General features: G+C 63.1%; 1 protein-coding gene. It reads left to right on the forward strand.

Annotated elements, in window-relative coordinates:
• Positions 1 to 1,723: recombinase family protein (locus tag NKI08_RS34350; protein ID WP_352775925.1), on the forward strand; the 1,723-nt coding region annotated here is incomplete at its 5' end.
• Positions 1,724 to 1,753 lie beyond the last annotated feature (30 nt).

Genomic DNA, 1,753 nt, shown 5'->3' on the forward strand with positions numbered 1-1,753 from the left:
CGTGATCGATCTGGACGGAGTCTACGATCCGGGATTGCCGAACGACCGCCTGCTGCTCGGTATGAAGGGCAGCATCAGCGAGTTCGAGCTCGGCGTGCTGCGTGCCCGCATGTACGAGGCCGCCCGCGCCAAGGCACAGCGCGGGGAACTGCGCATCCCCGTGCCTTTCGGCTATGTCTGGCACCGCGATTACGGTCTCGGGTTCGATCCCGACATGCGCCTGCAGGAGACCATTCGCCTGATATTCGCGCGCTTCCGCGAACTCGGCAGTGCGCGCCAGGTCCTGATCTCGATGATCGACGATGACGTGCATTTCCCCAGACCCTCCGACGGCAAGAAGATGGTGTCCTTCGACTGGGTTCCGATCCGCTACCGCAACGTGATCTCGATCCTGAAGAACCCATTCTACGCCGGCGCCTATGTCTATGGTAAGAGCGAGAAGCGCACTGAGATCGTCGATGGCCGCGTTCGCAAGAGCTATGGCCATTACAAGCCGGCTAGCGAGTGGGCGGTGGTGCTCAACGACCATCACGAAGGCTACATCGGATGGAGCGAGTACGAACGGAACCAGGAACTGCTCGCGGCCAACGCTTATGGCAAAGCCGGCGGCGTCAAGTCGGGCCGCGGCGGTCGCGCACTGCTCCCCGGTCTCATCTCCTGTGGTCGATGCGGGCGAAGACTGGTTGTCATGTATGCCGGACGCGGCCAAGGTTATCCGGTATATCGCTGCGAGCGCGGCAACCTCATGATGGCCCAGGCGCGATGCATGTCGTTCAACGGCTTTCGCACCGACGCGGCGGTGACCCGCGAAGCGCTGGAGGCGGTTGCGCCGATGGCGATCGAAGCGGCGTTGGAGGCTGAACGGATGCAGCTGGAGAGCGAAGCCAAGCGGCGGCAGATGATCGAGATGGACCTGCAGCAGGCGCGTTATGAGGCATCGCTCGCCGAGCGCCGCTATGCCGCTTGCGACCCGGAGAACCGGCTTATTGCGGCCCAGCTCGAGAGGAGTTGGGAAGCCACGCTCAGGCGCGTGGAGACCTGCGAGGCCCGGCTGAGCGAAGTCCAGCGTGTGGAGCCTGTCGACGCGGTTCCGGACTTCACGGGCCTCGCCCAGAATCTCGAGGCCACCTGGAACGCGCCGGGTGTCGACATGCGCTGTCGTCAGCAACTGCTGCGCGCGCTCATCAAGGACATCGTGGCGGATGTCGATGACGATGCGCGCGACGTGATCTTGACCATCCACTGGCACGGAGGCCAGCACTCGCAGGTACGGGTTCGCAAGCCCAAATCCGGAGAGCATGGCCAGCGTACGCCTGAGGAGGCTCTGGCGATCATGCGATCCATGGCAACCCGATGGTCGGATGCCGAAATCGCTGCCACACTCAACCGCATGGGCATGCAGACCGGTCAGGGAAAGACCTGGACCGCGCGTCGCGTCCAATCGCTGCGCACGGTGCACAAGATCAGCGGCTATCGCTCTTCCGACAAGAATGGCGAGTGGCTCACCATGTCGGACGCGGCCGCCCGGCTTGGAGTCTCGCACGTCAAAATCCGCCGGTTCATCAGGGATGGCCTCTTGCCTGCCGAGCAGGTCATGCGCGGCGCACCCTACCAGATCCGCGCCAGCGACCTCGAAGACGAACGGATCAAGGCCGATTTGGCGCGCAATACTCCGCATCGCATCCACGACGACAACCAGGAATCGCTGTTTTCCGCCATTTGAAAAGGAGGTGCATAATGAATCGGTCTTCGC

Source organism: Mesorhizobium sp. M0768 (assembly GCF_040320195.1).
GTDB lineage: Bacteria > Pseudomonadota > Alphaproteobacteria > Rhizobiales > Rhizobiaceae > Mesorhizobium.